This is a genomic window from Streptomyces sp. NPDC015661 (assembly GCF_043077765.1).
Taxonomy (GTDB): Bacteria; Actinomycetota; Actinomycetes; order Streptomycetales; family Streptomycetaceae; genus Streptomyces.
Genome location: NZ_JBIBST010000001.1, coordinates 660940 through 675513, shown reverse-complemented (window position 1 = coordinate 675513; position 14574 = coordinate 660940). Strand labels below are relative to the sequence as shown.

The 14574-nt window shown below is 70.6% G+C and carries 9 protein-coding genes and 1 pseudogene; 5 read left to right on the top strand and 5 right to left on the bottom strand.

From position 1 onward, the window contains the following. Positions 1–7: 7 nt before the first annotated feature. Genes nuoL through nuoN form a run of 3 tightly spaced genes read left to right on the top strand, consistent with a single transcriptional unit; the run spans position 8 to position 5150 of the window. A complete protein-coding gene (nuoL, locus tag ACF07V_RS03250) occupies positions 8–1900 on the top strand; it encodes an NADH-quinone oxidoreductase subunit L (protein ID WP_392151134.1) in 1893 nt (630 codons plus the stop codon). A 5-nt stretch (positions 1901–1905) separates the two neighbouring features. Next, positions 1906–3504 carry an NADH-quinone oxidoreductase subunit M gene (locus ACF07V_RS03245; RefSeq protein WP_392151133.1) on the top strand — a complete coding sequence of 533 codons (1599 nt, stop codon included), beginning with the start codon at positions 1906–1908 and terminating at the stop codon, positions 3502–3504. After that, on the top strand, positions 3501–5150 hold the full coding sequence (nuoN, locus tag ACF07V_RS03240) for an NADH-quinone oxidoreductase subunit NuoN (protein WP_392151132.1): 1650 nt from the start codon (positions 3501–3503) through the stop codon (positions 5148–5150). Before ACF07V_RS03245 ends, nuoN begins: the two co-directional genes overlap by 4 nt. Positions 5151–5209: 59 nt before the next feature. Here the strand turns inward: nuoN and ACF07V_RS03235 are convergent, their stop codons facing one another. Both ACF07V_RS03235 and fahA read right to left on the bottom strand, forming a co-directional pair. Then, positions 5210–5914, bottom strand: coding sequence for a DUF6445 family protein (locus tag ACF07V_RS03235; RefSeq protein WP_392151131.1), 705 nt, complete (start codon positions 5912–5914; stop codon positions 5210–5212). Positions 5915–6047: 133 nt separating this feature from the next. Next, a complete protein-coding gene (fahA, locus tag ACF07V_RS03230; RefSeq protein ID WP_392151130.1) occupies positions 6048–7274 on the bottom strand; it encodes a fumarylacetoacetase in 1227 nt (408 codons plus the stop codon). A gap of 294 nt (positions 7275–7568) precedes the next feature. Here fahA and ACF07V_RS03225 point away from each other — a divergent pair, with 294 nt between their 5' ends. Continuing rightward, a complete protein-coding gene (locus tag ACF07V_RS03225; RefSeq protein WP_392151129.1) occupies positions 7569–8903 on the top strand; it encodes an LPXTG cell wall anchor domain-containing protein in 1335 nt (444 codons plus the stop codon). Between the two features lie 30 nt (positions 8904–8933). Here ACF07V_RS03225 and ACF07V_RS03220 read toward each other — a convergent pair whose 3' ends face one another. Further along, complete coding sequence (locus ACF07V_RS03220) at positions 8934–10940, bottom strand: CocE/NonD family hydrolase (protein WP_392151128.1); 2007 nt, start codon at positions 10938–10940, stop codon at positions 8934–8936. Positions 10941–10988: 48 nt separating this feature from the next. After that, positions 10989–11411: pseudogene (locus ACF07V_RS03215) on the bottom strand (hypothetical protein); the annotation flags it as partial. An 84-nt stretch (positions 11412–11495) separates the two neighbouring features. On the opposite strand from ACF07V_RS03215, the gene ACF07V_RS03210 reads away from it, so the two are divergent. Beyond that, positions 11496–12506 (top strand): polyprenyl synthetase family protein, encoded by a 1011-nt coding sequence (locus ACF07V_RS03210; protein WP_392151127.1) that lies wholly within the window; start codon positions 11496–11498, stop codon positions 12504–12506. A gap of 106 nt (positions 12507–12612) precedes the next feature. Here the strand turns inward: ACF07V_RS03210 and ACF07V_RS03205 are convergent, their stop codons facing one another. Then, positions 12613–14253: a collagen binding domain-containing protein gene (locus tag ACF07V_RS03205; protein ID WP_392151126.1), complete on the bottom strand. Its 1641-nt coding sequence runs from the start codon at positions 14251–14253 to the stop codon at positions 12613–12615. Between the last annotated feature and the right edge of the window lie 321 nt (positions 14254–14574).

Sequence of the window (14574 nt, the reverse complement as noted above, 5' to 3'; positions counted from 1 at the left end):
GCTGACCGTGGAAAATCTCATTGCGCTGCTCATCGGGGCGCCCCTGCTCGGTGCGGCCGTGCTGCTCCTCGGTGGGCGGCGGCTCGACAAGTCCGGGCACTGGATCGGCACGCTCCTCGCGGCCGTGTCCTTCGTGATCGGCCTGGCGCTCTTCGCCGACATGCTCGGCAAGAGCGCGGACGACCGGGCGCTGCACCAGACGCTCTACACCTGGATCCCCGTCGAGGGCTTCCAGGCGGACATGGCCTTCCAGCTCGACCAGCTGTCGATGACCTTCGTCCTGCTGATCACCGGGGTCGGCACGCTCATCCACGTGTACTCCATCGGCTACATGGAGCACGACGAGCGCCGCCGCCGGTTCTTCGGCTACCTCAACCTGTTCGTCGCGGCGATGCTCCTGCTCGTCCTCGCCGACAACTACCTGCTCCTGTACTTCGGCTGGGAGGGCGTCGGCCTCGCCTCGTACCTCCTGATCGGCTTCTGGCAGCACAAGCCCACGGCGGCGACGGCCGCGAAGAAGGCGTTCATCGTCAACCGGGTCGGCGACATGGGCCTGTCGATCGCCATCATGATCATGTTCACCACCTTCGGGACCTTCACCTTCGGTCCGGTGCTCGCGAGCACCGGCGAGGCCTCCGAGGGCAAGCTGACCGCGATCGGCCTGATGCTGCTCCTCGCCGCCTGCGGCAAGTCGGCCCAGGTGCCGCTGCAGTCCTGGCTCGGGGACGCGATGGAGGGCCCGACCCCGGTCTCGGCCCTCATCCACGCGGCCACGATGGTGACCGCCGGTGTCTATCTGATCGTCCGCTCGGCGAACATCTTCAACGGCGCGCCGGACGCCCAGCTCGTCGTCACCGTGGTCGGCGCCGTCACGCTCCTCTTCGGTGCGATCGTCGGTTGCGCGAAGGACGACATCAAGAAGGCGCTCGCCGGTTCGACGATGTCGCAGATCGGCTACATGATCCTGGCGGCCGGCCTCGGCCCCATCGGCTACGTCTTCGCGATCATGCACCTGGTGACGCACGGCTTCTTCAAGGCCGGTCTGTTCCTCGGCGCCGGTTCCGTCATGCACGGCATGAACGACGAGGTAGACATGCGGAGGTACGGCGGCCTGCGGAAGTACATGCCGGTCACCTTCATCACCTTCGGTCTCGGCTACCTCGCGATCATCGGCTTCCCCGGCCTGTCCGGCTTCTTCTCCAAGGACAAGATCATCGAGGCGGCCTTCGCCAAGGGCGGCACCGAGGGCTGGATCCTCGGCGCGGTCACCCTGCTCGGCGCGGCCATCACCGCCTACTACATGACCCGCGTGATGCTGATGACCTTCTTCGGCGAGAAGCGCTGGCAGAACGACGAGAACGGCGAGCCGCCGCACCCGCACGAGTCGCCGAAGTCCATGGTGGTCCCGATGGTGCTCCTCGCCGTCGGCTCGGTCGCCGCGGGCGCCCTCTTCGAGTTCTCCGGCTTCGTCGAGTGGCTGGAGCCGGTCACCGGCTTCGCCCACGGCCATTCGCCGATCAGCGCCGGAGCGGTCACCGCCGCCACCGTCGCCGTCATGGTGATCGGCGTCGGCCTCGCGTACGTCCAGTACGGCCGCAGGCCCGTCCCGGTGGTCGCCCCGCGCGGCTCGCTGCTCACCCGGGCCGCCCGCCGCGACCTGCTCCAGGACGACTTCAACCACGCGGTCTTCGTCACCGGCGGCACGCACCTGACGCGCTCGCTCGTGTACGTCGACCACAGCCTGGTGGACGGCGTCGTCAACGGCACCGCGGCCGCGGTCGGCGGACTCTCCGGCCGGCTGCGCAAGCTCCAGAACGGCTACGCCCGCTCGTACGCGGTCTCCATGTTCGGAGGTACGGCGGTGCTGATCGCCGCGACCCTGCTGATGAGGGCGGTGTGACTCCCATGTCCCAAGTGGTCAACGCGGGCTTCCCGCTCCTCACGGCGACGGCAGCGGTCCCGGCGGTCGGTGCGATCCTCACCGCCGCCGTCCCCGCCGCCCGCCGCACCGCCGCCAAGTGGCTGGCGCTGGCCGTCTCGCTCGCCACGCTCGTGCTGGCCGGGGTGATCTTCGCCGGCTTCGAACCGGGCGGCGACCGTTACCAGTTCGTCGAGTCGTACTCCTGGATCAAGGACTTCGGCGTCCGGTACGAGCTCGGCGTCGACGGCATCGGGGTGGCGCTCATCGGCCTCACCGCCCTGCTGATCCCGTTCATCGTCCTGGCCGGCTGGCACGACGCCGACCCGCTGGAGACCTCCTCGAAGAGGTGGCGGCCGACGCAGGGCTTCTTCGCCCTGATCCTGATGGTCGAGGCGATGGTGATCCTCTCCTTCGAGGCCACCGACGTCTTCCTCTTCTACATCCTGTTCGAAGCCATGCTCATCCCGATGTACTTCCTCATCGGCGGCTTCGGCGACCGCGCCCACAGCGGCTCGGACGAGAACGCGGCGGCCCAGCGCTCGTACGCGGCCGTCAAGTTCCTGCTCTACAACCTCGTCGGCGGCCTGATCATGCTGGCCGCGGTCATCGGGCTCTACGTGGTCGCGGGGAACTTCTCGCTCACCGAGATCGCCGCGGCCCGGGCCAACGGCTCCCTGGAGATGGCGACCAGCACCGAGCGGTGGCTGTTCCTCGGCTTCTTCTTCGCCTTCGCGGTGAAGGCGCCGCTGTGGCCGCTGCACACCTGGCTGCCGAACGCGATGGGGGAGGCCACCGCCCCGGTCGCCGTCCTCATCACCGCCGTCGTCGACAAGGTCGGCACCTTCGCGATGCTCCGCTACTGCCTCGGCCTCTTCCCCGAGGCGAGCAAGTGGGCCACTCCGGCGATCGTCGTCCTGGCGCTGATCAGCATCGTGTACGGCGCGCTGGTCGCCGTCGGCCAGCGGGACATCAAGCGCCTGGTCGCCTACGCGTCGATCTCGCACTTCGGCTTCATCATCCTGGGCATCTTCGCGATGACCAGCCAGGGCCAGTCCGGCGCCACGCTCTACATGGTCAACCACGGCGTCTCGACGGCCGCCCTGATGCTCGTCGCCGGCTTCCTGATCTCCCGGCGCGGCTCGCGGCTCATCGCCGACTACGGCGGTGTGCAGAAGGTCGCCCCGGTGCTCGCCGGCACCTTCCTGATCGGCGGCCTCGCGACCCTGTCGCTGCCCGGACTCGCCCCGTTCGTCAGCGAGTTCCTGGTCCTGGTCGGCGCGTACGAGCGCTACCCGGTGGCCGGCGTCATCGCCACCACCGGCATCGTCCTCGCCGCGCTCTACACCCTCGTCCTGTACCAGCGGACGATGACCGGGCCGGTGAAGGAGGAGGTGCGGGCGCTGCCCGACCTGCGGGCGCGCGAGCTGGCCGTGGTCGCCCCGCTGATCGCCGTCCTGATCTTCCTCGGCGTCTTCCCGCAGCCGCTGACGGACGTCGTCAACCCGGCCGTGCAGTACACCATGTCGGACGTCCAGCAGACGGACCCCCAGCCCCAGATTCAGAACGTGGAGGCGGCCAAGTGAGTGCCATGGCTGTCCACAGCTTGTGGACGACAGCTGCCGCGCCGCTGGACAAGATCCCGGCGCCCCACATCGAGTACACGCAGCTCTCGCCCGTGCTCATCGTGCTCGGCGCCGCGGTCGTCAGCGTCCTCGTCGAGGCCTTCGTGCCCCGAAAGGCCCGCTACCACAGCCAGGTGTTCCTCTCCGTCGCGGCGCTCGCCGCCGCCTTCGCCGCCATCGTCGGCCTGGCGGCGGGCGGTTACGGCTCCACCAAGGCCCACATCGCGGCCATGGGCGCCATCGCCGTGGACGGGCCCGCCCTCTTCCTCCAGGGCACCATTCTCCTCGCCTCGATCGTCGCGGTGTTCACCTTCGCCGAGCGCCGGCTCGACCCGGCCGACCACGGCCACAAGGTCGACTCCTTCGCCGCCGAGGCCGCCGCCGTCCCCGGCAGCGAGCAGGAGAGGGCCGCCGTCAAGGCCGGGTTCACCACCACCGAGGTCTTCCCGCTCGCGCTCTTCGCGATCTCCGGCATGCTGGTCTTCCCGGCGGCCAACGACCTCCTGACGCTCTTCGTCGCCCTGGAGGTCTTCTCCCTCCCGCTGTACCTGCTCTGCGCCGTCGCCCGCCGCAAGCGGCTGATGTCGCAGGAGGCGGCCGTCAAGTACTTCCTGCTCGGCGCCTTCTCCTCGGCCTTCCTGCTCTTCGGGATCGCCCTGCTCTACGGCTACGCGGGCTCCGTCTCGTACGCCACCATCGCCCGCGTCGTCGACGGCTCGATCGGCTCCGTCGACCCGGCGCTCGCCGACACCATGGGCAACGACGCGCTGCTGCTCATCGGCTTCGCGATGGTCCTCATGGGGCTGCTCTTCAAGGTCGGCGCCGTGCCGTTCCACATGTGGACCCCGGACGTCTACCAGGGCGCCCCGACCCCGGTCACCGGCTTCATGGCCGCCGCCACCAAGGTCGCCGCCTTCGGCGCGCTGCTCCGCCTGCTGTACGTGGTGCTCCCGGGCCTCACCTGGGACTGGCGGCCGGTCATGTGGGGCGTCGCCATCGTCACCATGCTGGGCGGTGCGATCGTCGCCATCACCCAGACCGACATCAAGCGGCTCCTGGCGTACTCGTCGATCGCGCACGCGGGCTTCCTGCTCGCGGGCGTCATCGCGGCGACGCCGAGCGGGATCTCGTCCGTCCTCTTCTACCTGGGGGCGTACTCCTTCGTGACGATCGGCGCCTTCGCCGTCGTCACCCTGGTCCGGGACGCGGGCGGCGAGGCCACCCACCTGTCCAAGTGGGCCGGGCTCGGCCGCCGTTCGCCGCTCGTCGCGGCGGTCTTCGCCGTCTTCCTGCTCGCCTTCGCCGGCATTCCGCTGACCTCCGGCTTCTCCGGGAAGTTCGCGGTCTTCAAGGCGGCGGCGGACGGCGGCGCGGGTGCCCTCGTCGTGGTCGGTGTGATCTCCTCGGCGATCGCCGCGTTCTTCTACATCCGGGTCATCGTGCTCATGTTCTTCAGCGAGCCGAAGGCGGACGGCCCCACGGTCGCCGTGCCCTCGGCCCTGACGAGCATCACGATCACGGCGGGCGTCGCGGTCACCCTGGTCCTCGGCCTCGCCCCGCAGTACTTCCTGGACCTGGCGAACCAGGCGAGCGTGTTCGTCCGGTAGTACGGGCGGTACGGCGAAGGGCCCGGCTCGGGGGCGAGCCGGGCCCTTCGCCGTGCCGGTCAGGCCATCCAGAAGAAGACGGCGGTCATCCGCTTGTCCTCCAGGGTGGTGCCCCAGTAACCCGTCGCGCTGTGCATCAGGTTCGCGGAGTAGAGCAGCAGCCGGTTGTACCGGTGGGGGACGCGGATGTCCTCGGTGAAGGAGTCCGGCGGGACGAAGCGGGTGCCCAGGGCGTCGACCAGGTTGTCGTGGGGGGCCAGGACCTGGTTGCCGCCGAGCCGGCCGCCCGGGAGGCTCTGGCGGTAGAAGCTCGTGCCGCAGTCCTTGGGGGCGTCCGGGCTGAGGTAGAGCACGGCGGCGTAGCGGCACAGGCTGCGGGAGTCGGTGTGCGGGCGGGGCTCGCACTCGTCCTTGCCGACGACCTGGACGCAGTTGTGGTTGAAGGTGCCGGCCCGGTCCGGGTCCACGGACCAGAGCCGCGGGGCGCCGGTGGCCTTGCGCACCAGCCGTTCCACATGGGCGAGTTCGTCCGGTTCCAGGCCCGGCATGGCCCGCAGGCCGGGCCAGGGCTCGGGGTTGACCGGGGCGCCCTGGACCCAGTCGTCCTTCGCGAGGCACCGGGCGCGGACCGCGTCGATGTCGGGCAGGACGTCGTCCAGGACCCAGTAGTCGCGGCCCCGGGTCGGCTTCCGGTACGGGAGGACCGGCAGTCCGGCGGGTCTGGCGGGGGGACGGATGGGGGAATGTGGGGGGTTGAAGGACATGCCGGGAACGCTAGTTCGGCACCGGAATGCGGGCGCCAAAGCTCAGGCCAAGGCTCCGACAAGAGATGGTGTGCGCGAACCCATGGAAAGGAAAGGGCGCCCCATGGGGCGCCCCTCACTTCATCGGCAAGGATCAGGCGGAGGGAACGATCCGGCCCCGGACCTCGCCGAGGGCCACCCGGGTGCCGTCCGCGCCCGGCGCCCAGGCCGTGAGGACGACCTCGTCGCCGTCCTCCAGGAACGTCCGCTTGCCGCCCGGCAGTTCGATGGCGTCTCGGCCGTTCCAGGTGAGCTCCAGGAGCGAGCCGCGCTGGTTCACCTCGGGCCCGGACACCGTGCCGGAGCCGTACAGGTCACCCGTACGGAGCGAGGCGCCGTTCACCGTCATGTGCGCGAGCTGCTGGGCCGCCGTCCAGTACATGGAGGAGAACGGCGGCTCGGCCACCACCTCGCCGTTGATCGCCACCGAGATCCGCAGGTCGAAGCCGCCCGGCTCCTCCTCCGCCGCGTCGTCCAGGTACGGCAGCAGCGGGAAGTCCCGCGCGGGCGGCGCGGTCCGGGCCGCGTCCAGGGCCTCCAGGGGCGTCACCCACGCCGAGACGGAGGTCTGGAACGACTTGCCGAGGAACGGGCCGAGCGGCACGTACTCCCAGGCCTGCACATCCCGCGCCGACCAGTCGTTGAGCAGCGTCAGACCGAAGACGTGCTCCCGGAAGTCGGCCAGCGGGACCGGCTTCCCGAGCGCGGACGGGGTGCCGACGAGGAAGCCGACCTCCGCCTCGATGTCCAGCTTCACCGAGGGGCCGAAGACCGGCGCCGGGTCGGACGGGGCCTTGCGCTGCCCGGAGGGACGGACGACATCGGTGCCGGAGACCACGACCGTGCCCGCGCGACCGTGGTAACCGATCGGCAGGTGCTTCCAGTTGGGGGTGAGCGCGTCGCCGTCCGGGCGGAAGATCTTCCCCACGTTCGTCGCGTGGTGCTCGCTCGCGTAGAAGTCGACGTAGTCCGCGACCTCGTACGGCAGGTGCAGCGTCACCGCGTCCAGCGGGTGCAGCAGCGGCTCGATGTCCGCCCGGTGCGCGGGCACCGTCACCCAGGCCGTCAGCGCCCGGCGGACGTCGCGCCAGGCGGTCCGCCCGGCCGCGAGCAGCGGGTTGAGGCCGGGCTGCGCGAGCAGCGCCGCGTACGGGGAGCCGAGCGCGTGCGCCGCGGCACCCGCGTCCAGGACGTACCCGCCGATGCGGACGCCGAGCCGGCGCCGCCCGGGCTCGTCGGCGGTGGAGAAGACGCCGTACGGGAGGTTGTGCGGGCCGAAGGGATCGCCCTCGGCCAGATCGAGCGGGCTGTGCTCGGACATCGGTGCGTGCCTCGCTTTCCACGTGTGTGGGGGACACGTTACGGGGCGGGCCGCCGGGCGCGGATGACATGGATCACAGAGAAACTGCGGCCTCCGTGGGCAACTGTCCCCCTTCATGCGGTTTGTGTCGCCAGTGGGCCCGGAACACCCCTGCGAGCTGCGGAAAGAGGGCTCCCGAAGGACCCCTTTCAGCCCTACGATCAAGCTGGCGTCGTGCCGCGTGACGTAGCCGCAGGCGCGCGCCCACCACCATTCTTCGCTGTCTTTCTCTCTGACCAGGAAAAGGTCCGCAACGTGAAGATCCGCCGCATTCTGGCGACCGCCGTGGCCGCCGCCGTGACCACCCCGGCCGTCTTCCTCTCGGCCGCGCCGGCGTTCGCCGACACCAAGCCGTCGGCCCCGTCGACGCAGAAGCCCGCGACGCACGGGGACGACTCCGACGAGGACATGCCGTCGCTCGAGGAGCTGAAGGCCGCCGTCGCGCTGGCGCAGAAGGCGTATGACGACGCCGTCGCCGAGGTCGCCAAGGCCAAGGCGGACATCGAGGCCCTCGACAAGGCCGACCACCCGCTGAAGGCCGCCGCCGACGCGGCGAAGAAGACCGCCGACGAGGCCGCCGCCAAGAAGTCCGCCGCCGACGAGGAGCTCGCCAAGGCCGAGGAGGCCAAGCGGGTCGTCGACGCCGACACCTCGGCCACCGAGGAGCAGAAGACGGCCGCCGCCGCTGCCGTCACCGCCGCGAAGACGGCCGCCGACGAGGCCGCCACCGCCAAGACCGCCGCCGACACGAAGGCCAAGGAGGCCTCCAAGGCCCTGGCCGACGCCAGCGTCGAGGCGTTCCGGGTGCTCGGCCTTGCCCAGAAGGTCGAGAAGGCCGCCAAGAAGGACCTCGACGAGGCCAAGGAGGAGCTGGCCTTCTACGAGGAGATCGGGGAGGAGTGCAAGGAGGGCCCCGACGTGAAGGTCGCGGTCAGCGGTCCGAAGACGGTCACCGCCGGTGTGCCCACGGTCTTCTCGCTGCGCGTCACCAACACCTCCGGCCACACCCTGGACACCGTCAACGCCTTCATCGACGCCGTGCGGCTCCCCGCGCCCGGCACGGAGATCGACGAGGAGACGGACTTCTCCCAGTACGTCATCCCCGTCGAGTGGTCCTCCGCCGACGTCCTGGAGTGGACGAAGGTCACCGACGAGTTCGAGTCCATCGAGGTCGGCAAGCTCGCCAAGGGCGCCTCGTACGACGTGAAGCTGCGCCTCACGGTCGACGCCAAGGCCCCCGCCGGCAAGGGCATGCTCTTCGGCTACGGCGAGTACGAGAACAACGACGGCTCCTGCGGCATCGGCGAGGACTACGCCAGCCTGAACTTCGGCATCCTCGCCGCCAAGGGCGACAAGCCGACGCCGAAGCCGTCGGAGACGACGCCGACCCCGGCCCCGTCCGCCACGACCGGCGGCAACACGAACACCACCCAGCAGGGCGGCTCGTCCAACACGCCCGTGAACGGCAGCCTCGCCGCCACTGGTGCGAACAACACCCTGCCGCTCGGCCTCGCCGCCGCCGGGGCCGTGGCCCTCGGCGCCGGCGCGCTGGTCGTCGCCCGTCGCCGCAAGGCCGGCGCGAACGCGTAACCAGGCCTGCGATCCCCCGTACGCGCGCGTTCAGCCCGCCGTGCGGGGGATCCGCCGTTCCCAGGTGCGGTGGAAGACGACCTCGCCGCCCTCCTTGCACACCACCTCGTTCTCGGTGCGGAAGGTGTCCGCGTCGCAGGAGATCTCCGAGCGGGTGTCGACGGTGACGTCCCAGGCCAGTTCGGGCCGGTGCAGCCGGATCGTCCACTCCGAGCGGGTCCGGGCGGACAGCGGGCCGCTCTCCTCGATCGTGTAGGTCTCCACGGCGTCCTCGGTGTACTCCAGGCCGTCCGGGTACACGCGCGTGCCGCCGTACTTGGGGTCGACCTCCAGCCTCCACTCGCCCTTCGCCACGTCCCGGACCACCACCCGCTCCGGGCGCGGCTCCTCCAGGGTGGCCGGGTACGCGACCCCGAGGGGCGCGGACTGCTCCGGCTCCTCCCACTCGACGGCGTCCTGGGTGTGCGCGCGGACCGGGAGGGTGAGCGAGGAGCCGGCCGGGTCGAGGGTGAAGCCGGCGGCGTCGGGCTGGGGCCAGATCCACGGCCAGTAGGTGGAGGAGACGGCGAGCCGGACCCGGTGGCCGGGCGGGAAGGTGTGCCCGATGCCGTTCAGCTCGAAGACGAAGCTCTCCGTCTCGCCGATCTGCGCCTCCACGGCCCGGTCCCGGCCGTAGCGGGCGGAGAAGTTCAGGGCGCCCCGGGTGACGAGCGTGGAGGAGCCGTCCGGTGCGATGTCGCAGAGCCGGGCGATGACCTGCCCGGTGGGGGCGGCGGAGCGCAGGGCGAGGCTCACGGAGGGCCGGCCCAGGATCTCGATGGGGACTCCGCCCTCGGAGGACTCGGGGACGGGGAAGTCGAAGCAGGCCGAGTGGGCGTCCTCGTCGCGCTGGTCGGGCGGCAGGTCGGCGTCGTTGCCGAAGGGGAAGAAGCGGCCGGCGTCGATGCCGGTCTGCTGGGGCGAGTCGACGACGACCGGGGCGCCCTGGAAGCCGTACGTGACGGGGGTGACGTGCGGGGAGGGCCAGGCGGGGTCGGCGACCCAGCGGCCGGGCAGCTCCTCGTAGACGGTGGCCGGCGGGTGGGAGTCGCTGATCCAGGAGCGCAGCAGCGGCTCGGCCATCACGTCGTTCTCGGCGCCCTTGAGGTGGTGGTCCCACCAGCGCAGGGTCTCCTGGAGGAAGCCGATCGCCGGGCCGGGCGGCAGGCCGCGGTCGGGGTACTGGTGGGACCAGGGGCCGATGATGCCGCGCACCCGGTCCTGGGGGAGGTGCTGGGCGAGCCGCAGGACGGTGTCGCGGTACGGGTCGTGCCAGCCGCCGACGGCGAGGACGGCGGCCCGGACGGCCCCGTAGTCCTCGCAGACGCTGCCGTGCCTCCAGTACGCGTCCCGGGTCTGGTGGGCGAGCCAGGTGTGGATGAGCGGCTCGACGGCCTCCAGGCGCTTCAGCCACAGCTCGCGCCACTCCTCGCCCACGTGCCGGGGGTCCGGGGGGCGGGAGGCGAAGGCGAGCATGGTGGCGGCCCAGGCGTGCATGTCGACGCCGAGGACCGAGCCGCCCATGTAGTGGACGTCGTTGTCGTAGCGGTCGTCGGTGGAGCAGACGGTGACGATCGCTTTGAGCGGTTCGGGGGCGAGGGCGGCGACCTGGAGCGCGTTGAAGCCGCCCCAGGAGATGCCGAACATGCCGACCTTCCCGGTGCACCAGGGCTGCTCGGCGAGCCAGTTCACGACGGCGACGCCGTCGGCGAGCTCGACGGCGTCGTACTCGTCGCCGGGCAGGCCCTCGCTGTTGCCGTGGCCGCGGACGTCCACCCGTACGGAGGCGTAGCCGTGGCCCGCGTACCAGGGGTGGCGCTGCCAGTCGCGGGGGGCCGTCCAGTCGGTGAGGCGGTACGGCAGGTACTCCAGGAGGGCCGGTACGGGTTCGTCGGTGAGGGGGCGCCACACGCGCGCGTACAGCCGGGTGCCGTCGGGCAGCGGGATGCGGATGTCCTCGTGGCGGGTCTCGTACGGGAAGTCGGTACGGATCTTCATCGCGGCTCCCTAGTGGACGGGGTGCATCGTGCGGCGCAGCCGGGGCGCCGTCAGCAGGCCGCCGAACCGGTCCGTGGTGAGCCGGCCGGCGAGGGCGGGGGCCGTGGCGACGAGGGCCGTGGCGGCCGCGCCGACCACCATCCGGCGTATCGCCCGGCGCATCGCCTCGGGCGCGAGGGCGAACTCGGCGGAGTGCGTGCGTCCGGCCAGGTGACGGCGGCCGGCGACGTACCGGACCGGTCCGAGGGTCGGGCCGGAGAGGCTCAGCAGACCCCGTGGATGTCCGAGGAAGGCGCGGTCGTCCCCCGGGGGAGGCAACTCGCCGTTCGTATCGGTGTCGATCGCTGTTCGGGACAAAGCGCCTACTCCTGGTCGTATGAGCTGATCCCGAACATACCGGGGGTGACGGGAAGGCGCCCACGGTGATCGAAAGGTGACCGGATACGCTGGCTTGAGTGAATCGAGCGACACATCGACAATCCGTGTGATCGTCAACAGTCCATGTGAACAATCCGTGTGATCGTCAGTAGGCGTCAGCAGACAGGAGACCCCCTCGTGACCGTCGTCGGGCCGTTCGGTCTTAGCGTGCGGGACCAGGCTCTTGAGGCCGATGTCCAGACGGGTTTGGCGGCTGTGGAGGCGGGCCTCCTGGACGCCACCAAGAGCGATGTCCCCTTCATCACGGAGGCCGCTCAGCACCTCGTCCTGGCCGGCGGTAAGCGGTTCCGTCCCCTGCTCGTGATGCTCGCCGCCCAGTTCGGCGACCCCTACGCGCCGGGCGTCGTGCCCTCCGCCGTGGTCGTCGAGCTCACCCACCTGGCCACGCTCTACCACGACGACGTCATGGACGAGGCCGACGTCCGGCGCGGCGTCGACAGCGCCAACACCCGCTGGGGCAACTCGATCGCCGTCCTCACGGGTGACTTCCTCTTCGCCCGCGCCTCGCACACGCTCGCGGACCTCGGTCCCGAGGCCGTACGCATCCAGTCCGAGGCGTTCGAACGGCTCGTCACCGGTCAGATCCTGGAGACGGCCGGCCCGATGGACGGCCGTGACCCCGTCGACCACTACCTCGACGTCCTCGGTGGCAAGACCGGCTCCCTCGTCGCCGTCTCCTGCCGCTTCGGCGCCATGATGTCCGGCGCCGACGAGAGCGTCGTCGACATCCTCACCCAGTACGGCGAGCGCCTCGGCGTCGCCTTCCAGCTCGCCGACGACGTCCTCGACATCGCCTCCGACTCCCACGAGTCCGGCAAGACCCCCGGCACCGACCTCCGCGAGGGCATCCCCACCCTCCCCGTCCTCCACCTGCGGGCCGCCGCGGCCGCCCACGGGCGCCCGGAGGACCTGGAGCTCGTCGCCCTGATCGACGGCGACCTCGGCGACGACGAGCGGCACGCCGAGGCCCTGCGCCTGCTGCGCGCCCACCCCGCCCTCGAGCAGGCCCGCCGGGACACCGTGCGGTACGCCGAGGAGGCCCGCGCGATGCTGGCGCCGCTGCCCGACGGCTACGCGAAGGCGGCGCTCGCGGAGATGTGCGACGCGGTCGTCCATCGGGCGGGCTGAGGCCCGTCCGGCGCCTCACGGCCCGAAGACGACGAAGGGGCTCCCCGCCACGGGCGGGGAGCCCCTTCGGGCGTTCAGCGGCGCTTCGGGCGCCGCGGCACGGGGATCACGGGTCGATGACCACGGTGCAGGTGTACGTACCCGGCGTCAGGTCGTTGAACGACGCCGAGGTCGGGGTGGTGGAGGAAGGCGTCAGCTGCGAGCTGTTGGTGCAGGTGAACGTGGACTGGGTGGCCCCCGGGTCCTGCGGAGTGGCGGTGAGCGTCAGGTTGGTCAGCGGCGTGTTCCGGAACGTGACGGTGCTGCCGTGGAAGGACGGGTCCTGGCAGGTCGCCCCCTCGGTCACGGGGACGCTCTTGTCCGCCTCGCCGCGGTAGCCGACGGGGACGACCTCGTGCACGGTGTAGCTGCTGCCGACGGGCAGGCCGTCGAAGCAGACCGTGGCGTTGCCCATGTCGTCGATCGCGGTCTCGCCGGACTTGGTGGTGCCCAGGATCGTGAACGTGACCCCGGCGTGCGGGCGGGTGGAGTTGTTCCCCTGGCCCGCGATCTTGCGGACCTTGGTGACCTTGATCGCGCCCGTCTTCCGGGTGTCGGTCAGCGGGCCGACCTCCACCGTGCCGCTGGCCTCGACGTGGACGGGCTCGTCGGGCGCCGGGTCGAAGCCGTTGGGGGTCTTGGTCTCGTGGGCGACGTAGTCCCCGGCCGGCACGTTGTTGATGGTGCAGCTGCCGTCGGCCAGGGTCGTGCACTTGAAGGTGGTCGGCTGGCCGTTCTGGTAGAGCGTGAACTCGGCTCCCCCGAGCGGGGCGCCGTCGTCGTCCTCCTTGAGGATCTTCACGCTGCCGCAGTTGCTCACCCGGATCGACTGCGGCGCGATGAAGTCCTTCAGCGTCGCGTTGAACGACTGCGACGCCCGGCTCTTCAGGTACGCCGACCCGAAGGTCGTACAGGTCGACCCGGAGCCGAGGATCTCGTCCAGGTCGAGCTGGGCCTCACCGAAGGTGCGCACGCTGAGCGAGCCCAGGCCGTCGGCGTTGGCGGCGGCGATCGCGGAGGTGTTGATCCCGCCGGTGGCGTCGCCCTGCGTCGACAGGACCTGCGCCGGACCCCACCCGCTCCCCGTCCACCTGCGCAGGGACAGGTCCAGGGTCGGGTCGGGGTTGTTCACGGTCGCCTGGGGCAGGTCGTACTGGATCAGCAGGTCGCCCGCCGTACGGACCTTGGTGACGCCGTTCGAGGAGGTGGTCGAGCTCTGGTTGAACTCGAAGTCCATGTTCGTGGAGCCCGAGGGGTCCTGCACACGGGTCCAGTACAGGTTCAGGAAATTCCGGCCCGCGGCGGTCTTCTCGGTGTAGATGCCGAACGTCTTGAGATCGCTCTTGTTGTTCGGGATCGAGCCGGTTCCGACCGTCGGCGGCGACGTGTCGTTCTCCTTGGTGCCCTCGACGAACGAGTTGTCGCTCTGACCCGACGGCAGGTCGTCCTTGCGGTGCTCCTGGTTGTCGCCGGTGCCCTGCGGAATGCTGGCCCAGTCGTCGCCGCCGTGGTCCACGATCAGGTTGGCGTTCTTCTCGATCTCGAAATTGCTGCCGTCCAGGCTGATCGTGCCGGGCAGCGGCGCGCCCGATGCCTGCAGCGCCGGGGCCAGCGTGGCCGCCAGGACGGCCGCCGTCGCCATCGCGCGGACGACGGTCTTGCGCGTGCGGCGCCCTGGGGGATTCCAGGACCGTACTGATCCGATCACTTCGGATTCTCCTCGATTAACGGTGGTGTGCACCCGGCTCACGACAAGGGAATGCCACCGGATCTCTCGCCGGTGGCCGAGGTGGGCCTCGATCAAGGTAGATCTGAGAGCGATCGGAGATGTTCAGCGACGCCTGCGACGATTAGGTGAATCCGGCGGATTCGGCGGCCGCGCTTTTCAGCTGGAAATTTCCTCGGAATAATTGGCCGACAGTCTCGGCGGGATGGATGAAAGGGAGGGTGAAAGAGCCCGGCCGGTCGGGCGGCGGTCCGCCGTGCGGGCCACGGAACCCAGGGGTGGGTCATCCCGTAGGAGTACGCC

Bases quoted from the DNA above. Each gene is read 5' to 3' on its own strand.
- ACF07V_RS03245 (WP_392151133.1), top strand. From the start codon at position 1,906: ATGTCCCAAGTGGTCAACGCGGGCTTCCCGCTCCTCACGGCGACGGCA.
- ACF07V_RS03235 (WP_392151131.1), bottom strand. From the start codon at position 5,914: ATGTCCTTCAACCCCCCACATTCCCCCATCCGTCCCCCCGCCAGACCC.
- fahA (WP_392151130.1), bottom strand. From the start codon at position 7,274: ATGTCCGAGCACAGCCCGCTCGATCTGGCCGAGGGCGATCCCTTCGGC.
- ACF07V_RS03220 (WP_392151128.1), bottom strand. From the start codon at position 10,940: ATGAAGATCCGTACCGACTTCCCGTACGAGACCCGCCACGAGGACATC.